Source organism: Aliiroseovarius sp. (assembly GCF_030148435.1).
In the GTDB taxonomy this organism is placed as follows: Bacteria; Pseudomonadota; Alphaproteobacteria; order Rhodobacterales; family Rhodobacteraceae; genus JASBTN01.
This window is the reverse complement of sequence record NZ_JASBTN010000006.1, coordinates 1-6,034: the sequence shown is the minus strand read 5'-3', so window position 1 is coordinate 6,034 and position 6,034 is coordinate 1. Positions and strand designations below refer to the sequence as shown.

Sequence of the window (6,034 nt, the reverse complement as noted above, 5' to 3'; positions counted from 1 at the left end):
TGTTTGACGTGATCCACACGGTGGACCGCGTGAAGCTGGCCCGCGCCATCGCGCGCATTGCCGGGGAAGAAGGACGTTGCCCACGGCTGTTCATCCAGGTGAACACCGGGGATGAAGCCCAGAAGGCGGGCGTGTCGCTGGACGAAGTGGACGTGCTGGTGGCGGAGTGCCGTGAGTTGGGCCTGCCGGTCGAGGGGCTGATGTGCATTCCGCCTGCGGATGAAGAGCCGAGCCTGCATTTTGCGCTTCTGGCCAAGATCGCCGCGTGCCACGGGTTGGAATACCTGTCGAGGGGCATGAGCGGCGACTTTGAACGGGCGATTGCCCAGGGGGCAACCCATGTGCGGGTCGGCTCGGCCATCTTCGGCGAACGGGACTACGGGTAAGGGGCTCCCGCCGACCACCCGTGCCTTCGGCAAGTCGCCCGTTTGGGCGGGAGCGCTGTATGCTGCGCAAAACGCGTGAAGGGGCTTTGCCCCTCGCGCTGCGCGCTCACCCCAGGATATTTGTGGAAAGCTGAAAGTATCAGCGCAGGATGATACGGGCGCGCGGGGTCCAGTGGGCGAGGATCCAGGCGAGGTCTTTGGGTGCGAAGGCGATGCAACCGGCCGTCGGGTGGCGCGGTTTGCGCCATTGGTGCAGGAAGAGGGCCGATCCCTTGCCCGGTGTGGCCTCGGGGAAATTCCGGTCACTGATCAGGAAGACATCATAGAGTGGCGGGCCCATGCGCAGTTTCTCGTGGCTGAACGGGTGGGCATGGGTGCGCAGCCCGTGGTTGTAGGCGGGGTCGGTGGGGTCGTCGGACCAGATGTCCGCAGGGCCGATGGCGGTCATGCGGAACGGCGCATGGGGGCGGGCGCGGCGGTCGGCGCGATAGCCGCCACCCAGGAGGTGCCAGACGCCTGCCGGGGAGATCCCGTCACCCTCGACCTTGGTTGGTGATATACCGCCGCGTCCAATGGCACAGGGAAAGCGCCGCCCCATGAATCGCGCGCCCCAGCGGGTGACGACCATGTCGGTCCGGCGGGGGAGGATCACAGCAAGTGCCCGGACTTGGCCGCCTTGGTGTCCAGATAGGTCGCGTTATGTGCCCCGCGCCCGACCCGGAGCGGCACGCGTTCGGTGACATGAACTCCGGTGGCCTCCATCATCGCGACCTTTTTGGGGTTGTTGGTCATCAGGCGCACAGCGGAAAAGCCCATGCGCTTCAAGATCTCGGATCCCAGGCGGAAATCGCGTTCGTCGTCCTCGAAGCCCAGCCGGTGGTTCGCCTCGACCGTGTCGAAACCCTGGTCCTGCAGGCTGTAGGCGCGCATCTTGTTGGCCAGGCCAATGCCGCGGCCTTCCTGGTTCATGTAGAGCAGCACGCCCGCGCCGACCTCGCCCATCGCCGCCAGTGCCGCGCGCAGCTGCGGGCCACAGTCGCATTTCAGGCTGCCCAGGATGTCGCCGGTGAAACAGGCCGAATGCAGCCGTGCCAGAACCGGTTCGGCGCGCGAGGGGCGGCCGATTTCGACCGCGTAATGCTCCTCGCCGCCATCCTCGGGGCGAAAGATGTGCAGCCGCCCGGCCTCGGAGGCCTCCAGCGGTACGCGGGCGGCAATGACGGGTGCCAGCGAGGTGCCGTCGGGCAGGGTGGTGCCGGTCAGATCCAGCAGCGTCAGGAAAAAGTCGCGGGCAAGTGCGGTCGGGTTGTCCACCGGCACCACAAGCGCGGCGGGCAGCAATTGCGCGGCCTTGCACAGGCGGATCGCGGTATGGGCCAGACATTCGTCGCCGCCCCGTTCGGTGCGCAGCGGGCCCTTCATCGGCATGGCCAGATCGTCCGCCGGGTCGGCGATGTTGCGCGCCCAGTCCGCACCGGCATCCCCGGGCAAAACCACGCGGGCGACGTGTTCGCTATAGGCGCGTGCTTTCAGCGTTTCGGCGCGGCGGGGCGTAATGCCCAGAACCGGCTCTCCGAGCCCGCGCAGCTCGCGCAGGCGCGCGTCCGACAGGGTTTCGGCTGCAGCCACCATTGCGGCCTGATCGCCATCGACCAGCAACACCGGCACCCCCATGCGCAGATCGGCACGGGCGCGGGCAATCAGCTCGGTCAGGTTGGGGGCAAGGGTCATGCATCTTCTCCTGTTCCCTGTCATGAACTGAAACAATTCCGGGTGCAAGGACACGAGCACGTGAGGAAATTGTTGCAAATCTTGCCAAGCCCGCGAGGGGAACGCATGTCTTCGTCTAGAAAGCAAGAGGAGCCCGCAATGAGCAACGTGAAAAAGATCCTGCTGGTCGACGATGACGAGGACCTGCGCGACGCCCTGGCCGAGCAGTTGGTCATGACCGAGGATTTCGACGTCTTCGAAGCGGGCAATGGGGCCGAAGCGATGGTGAAGGCCAAGGAGGCGCTATACGATCTGGTGATCCTCGATGTGGGCCTGCCTGACACCGATGGGCGCGAACTGTGCCGGTTGATGCGCAAACAGGGGGTGAAATGCCCGGTCCTGATGCTGACCGGCCATGACAGCGATGCCGACACGATCCTGGGTCTGGATGCGGGCGCCAATGACTATGTGACCAAACCGTTCAAGTTCCCGGTGCTTCTGGCCCGTATCCGCGCCCAGCTTCGCCAGCATGAACAGTCCGAGGATGCGGTGTTCCAGCTGGGGCCGTACACGTTCAAACCGGCGATGAAGATGCTGATCCGCGAGGATGACAGCAAGATTCGCCTGACAGAGAAGGAAACCAACATCCTGAAGTTTCTCTACCGCGCGACCGAAGGCGTGGTGGCGCGGGATGTCCTTCTGCACGAAGTCTGGGGTTACAACGCGGGCGTCACCACCCACACGTTGGAGACGCATATCTATCGCCTGCGTCAGAAAATCGAGCCCGATCCGTCGAATGCACGCCTGGTGGTGACGGAATCAGGCGGGTATCGCCTGGTGGCCTGAGCCGAGGTGACAAAATCTGTTGGTCTTATTTTTGGCAGACTTGACGGATATCATGTGAAGGCGGGCCAGCCTGTGGCAGTCTGTCCTCAAGAGTTCCCCTCCGTGTCGGGGTAATGGCACGGTTATCCTCCCTGTTGGACTGGCCCGGGCTTTGCCCGGGTCTCTTTTTTCGCAAGTGGCGTTCCCGCCAGGATCCGGGGGGCACTCGGGGAAGGTCATCGCCTTGAGAAATGGAAACTCCTGGCAGCGGGGCGCTTCAATGACCGGGGTCAAGAGCCCGTTTCAGGAGGTTGTGCCTGCGCGCCGCGCCGCTTACCTTCGCCCCACGCATACAGGAGAAACCCGCCACATGTCCTTCACTCTTGCCACCTGGAACATCAACTCGGTCCGTCTGCGCGAGCCGATCGTCGTCAAGCTGATGGAGGAGGAAGCGCCCGACGTGCTGTGCCTGCAGGAATGCAAATCACCGGTGGACAAAATTCCCCTCGAAGCATTTCAGGCGCTGGGCTACACCCACATGGTGGCGCGCGGCCAGAAGGGCTATAACGGTGTGGCGATCCTGTCGCGGATCCCGATGGTCGAAGTCGAAAGCTATGATTTCGCCGGTCTGGGCCATGCCCGCCACATTGCCGGGCGGCTGGAGAACGGCGTGACTGTGCACAATTTCTATGTGCCTGCCGGGGGCGACAAGCCCGACCGCGAGGTGAACGAGAAATTCGGCCAGAAGCTCGATTACCTGACCGACATGCGCGACCATTTCGCGGCGAACAGCCCGGAGAAATCCATCCTGGTCGGCGATCTGAACATCGCGCCGCGCGAAGACGACGTGTGGAACCACAAGCAGCTTCTGAAGATCGTGTCGCACACGCCGGTCGAGACCGACCACCTGGCCGAGGTGATGGAGTCAGGCAGGTGGGTCGACATTACCCGCCAGGACATTCCCGAGGGGCTTTTGTACAGCTGGTGGTCCTATCGTGCCCGGGACTGGGATGCGGCGGACAAGGGGCGCCGGCTCGATCATGTCTGGGCCACGCCTGATATCTCCAACGCCGGTCACGGCTCGCGTGTCCTGCGCACCGCGCGCGGCTGGGAGAAGCCCAGTGACCACGCGCCGGTCTTTGCCACCTTCGACCTTTAAAACCACTCCGCAAACCGTCATATAAGCCGCAACGGATACGAAGGAGCGCATCATGCTCGAACTGATGAATGCACAAGGTGGCGGCGGTGAGCCGCTGGTCAAGGACATCACGGAAGCCACGTTCATGCAGGACGTGGTCGAGGCCTCGAAGGAGGTGCCGGTGATCGTCGATTTCTGGGCGCCCTGGTGCGGCCCCTGCAAGACGCTGGGCCCGGCGCTGGAACAGGCGGTCGAGGCAGCCGGCGGCAAGGTCCGCATGGTCAAGATCAACGTGGATGAAAACCAGCAGGTTGCGGCGCAGCTGCGGGTGCAGTCGATCCCGACCGTCTATGCCTTCGTGGACGGCCAGCCGGTTGACGGCTTTCAGGGCGCCCAGCCGCCCAGCGAAATTGCTGCCTTCATCGACCGCGTGTCGAAGGCCGGTGGCAATGGCGGGCTGGACGAGGCTCTGGCCGCCGCCGACGAGATGATGGAAAACGGCGAAGTGGCCGACGCGGCCCAGACCTATGCCGCGATCATCGAAGCCGACCCGAACATGGGCGCTGCCTATCTGGGGCTGGTCCGCGCGCAGCTGGCGCTGGAGCAGGTCGAACAGGCCGAGGCCGTGCTGGCCGATGTGCCTGCCGAGCTGGCCGACAGCCATGATATCGAAGCGGCCCGCGCCGCGATCGAACTGGCCCGCCAGGCCGCGGACGCCGGCCCCGTGGCCGAGCTGCGCGGCGCGGTCGAGGCCGATTCGGACAACCACCAGGCCCGGTTCGACCTGGCCGTGGCGCTGAATGCTGCCGGCGACGTGGAAGGCGCGGTGAACGAGCTCCTGGAGCTGTTCCGCCGCGATCGTGAATGGAACGACGCGGCAGCCAAGACGCAGCTCTTCACCATTTTCGACGCGCTGCCGCCGCAGGATCCGATTGCGCTCAACGGACGTCGCAAGCTGGGGTCGATGATCCTGGTTTGACCTTCGGGTCTGTCGGAGTAAGCTGAACCATGTTTCCTGCTGCCGACCTGCCAGATACCATGCCGATCTTCCCTTTGCCCGGGGCGGTCGTGCTGCCGCGTGGACGGCTGCCGCTGCATGTGTTCGAGCCACGTTACCTGGCGATGTTCGACGATGCGCTGAAGACTTCGGGGCGCCTGATCGGCATGGTGCAGCCCCTGGAAACTCCGGCCGGGGAGGGGCTGCATGCGATCGGCTGTGCCGGGCGGATCACCTCGTTCACCGAGACCGAGGATCACCGCTACATGGTCACGTTGACCGGGATCAGCCGGTTTCGCACCGGGGCACGGGTCGATGGGTTCACCCCCTATCTGCGCCACCAGGTCGACTGGTCCGGGTTTGAGCGCGATCTGGGCAAGGCGGAACGTGATCCGCGGCTGGATCGCACCGGTTTTCTGGACCTTCTGGCGCGGTATTTCATGGCCGAGGAGCTGCAGACCGACTGGGACAGTCTTAAGGAGGCGGAGGACGAGCTGCTGATCAACTCGCTGTCCATGATGTGCCCCTTCGAGCCCGAGGACAAACAGGCGCTGCTGGAGGCGCCATCGCTGCAAACCCGGCGCGAGACGCTGGTGACATTGATGGAATTCGCCCTGGCCAGCGGTGGCACGGGTGGTGGAGAGGAACGGGTGCAATGAGCGAGGAACAGGCGTTCGACCGCCGCATGATCGAGGCGCTGATCTGTCCGGTGACACATCAGCCGTTGAGCTATGACGCCGAGGCGCAGGAACTGGTGTCGAAAGGCGCGAAGCTGGCCTTCCCGATCCGTGACGGCATCCCGATCATGCTGATCGACGAGGCGCGCAAGCTGGACGACTAGGTAGTGGACTCATAAGCTCTGGTCCACAGTCTTGCTGAAGCGAGGGCGATTGCGGAAAGGAAGGTGACGGCGAGCTTTTCGAACCTGGTGGCGATGCGGCGGAAGTGTTTGAACTTGTTGAAGTATCGCTCGACGAG

General features: G+C 64.2%; 9 protein-coding genes. 6 read left to right on the top strand and 3 right to left on the bottom strand.

What is annotated here, in order from left to right; genetic code table 11:
* A partial coding sequence (locus Q1V43_RS01525) for an alanine racemase (protein ID WP_300513206.1) occupies positions 1 to 386 on the top strand: 386 nt, incomplete at its 5' end.
* A 139-nt stretch (positions 387 to 525) separates the two neighbouring features.
* On the opposite strand, the gene Q1V43_RS01520 is transcribed toward Q1V43_RS01525, so the two are convergent.
* Together Q1V43_RS01520 and ribA are read right to left on the bottom strand one after the other, a co-directional pair.
* The gene (locus tag Q1V43_RS01520; RefSeq protein ID WP_300513207.1) at positions 526 to 1,014 is read right to left on the bottom strand and encodes a L,D-transpeptidase family protein; all 489 of its coding nucleotides are present in this window, start codon (positions 1,012 to 1,014) and stop codon (positions 526 to 528) included.
* Between the two features lie 20 nt (positions 1,015 to 1,034).
* On the bottom strand, positions 1,035 to 2,117 hold the full coding sequence (gene ribA, locus Q1V43_RS01515; RefSeq protein ID WP_300513205.1) for a GTP cyclohydrolase II: 1,083 nt from the start codon (positions 2,115 to 2,117) through the stop codon (positions 1,035 to 1,037).
* A 138-nt stretch (positions 2,118 to 2,255) separates the two neighbouring features.
* Here ribA and Q1V43_RS01510 point away from each other — a divergent pair, with 138 nt between their 5' ends.
* From Q1V43_RS01510 to Q1V43_RS01490, 5 genes are all read left to right on the top strand, one after another.
* Positions 2,256 to 2,942 (top strand): response regulator transcription factor, encoded by a 687-nt coding sequence (locus Q1V43_RS01510; RefSeq protein WP_300513204.1) that lies wholly within the window; start codon positions 2,256 to 2,258, stop codon positions 2,940 to 2,942.
* A gap of 349 nt (positions 2,943 to 3,291) precedes the next feature.
* Positions 3,292 to 4,080, top strand: coding sequence for an exodeoxyribonuclease III (locus Q1V43_RS01505; protein WP_300513203.1), 789 nt, complete (start codon positions 3,292 to 3,294; stop codon positions 4,078 to 4,080).
* A 52-nt stretch (positions 4,081 to 4,132) separates the two neighbouring features.
* Positions 4,133 to 5,038 carry a thioredoxin gene (gene trxA, locus Q1V43_RS01500; protein ID WP_300513202.1) on the top strand — a complete coding sequence of 302 codons (906 nt, stop codon included), beginning with the start codon at positions 4,133 to 4,135 and terminating at the stop codon, positions 5,036 to 5,038.
* 29 nt (positions 5,039 to 5,067) lie between these two features.
* Positions 5,068 to 5,715, top strand: coding sequence for an LON peptidase substrate-binding domain-containing protein (locus Q1V43_RS01495; RefSeq protein ID WP_300513201.1), 648 nt, complete (start codon positions 5,068 to 5,070; stop codon positions 5,713 to 5,715).
* A complete protein-coding gene (locus Q1V43_RS01490) occupies positions 5,712 to 5,897 on the top strand; it encodes a Trm112 family protein (protein ID WP_300513200.1) in 186 nt (61 codons plus the stop codon). Before Q1V43_RS01495 ends, Q1V43_RS01490 begins: the two co-directional genes overlap by 4 nt.
* On the opposite strand, the gene Q1V43_RS01485 is transcribed toward Q1V43_RS01490, so the two are convergent.
* Positions 5,894 to 6,034, bottom strand: a 141-nt coding sequence (locus Q1V43_RS01485; RefSeq protein ID WP_366146197.1) for a transposase, incomplete at its 5' end; no start/stop codon positions are given. The genes Q1V43_RS01490 and Q1V43_RS01485 overlap by 4 nt on opposite strands.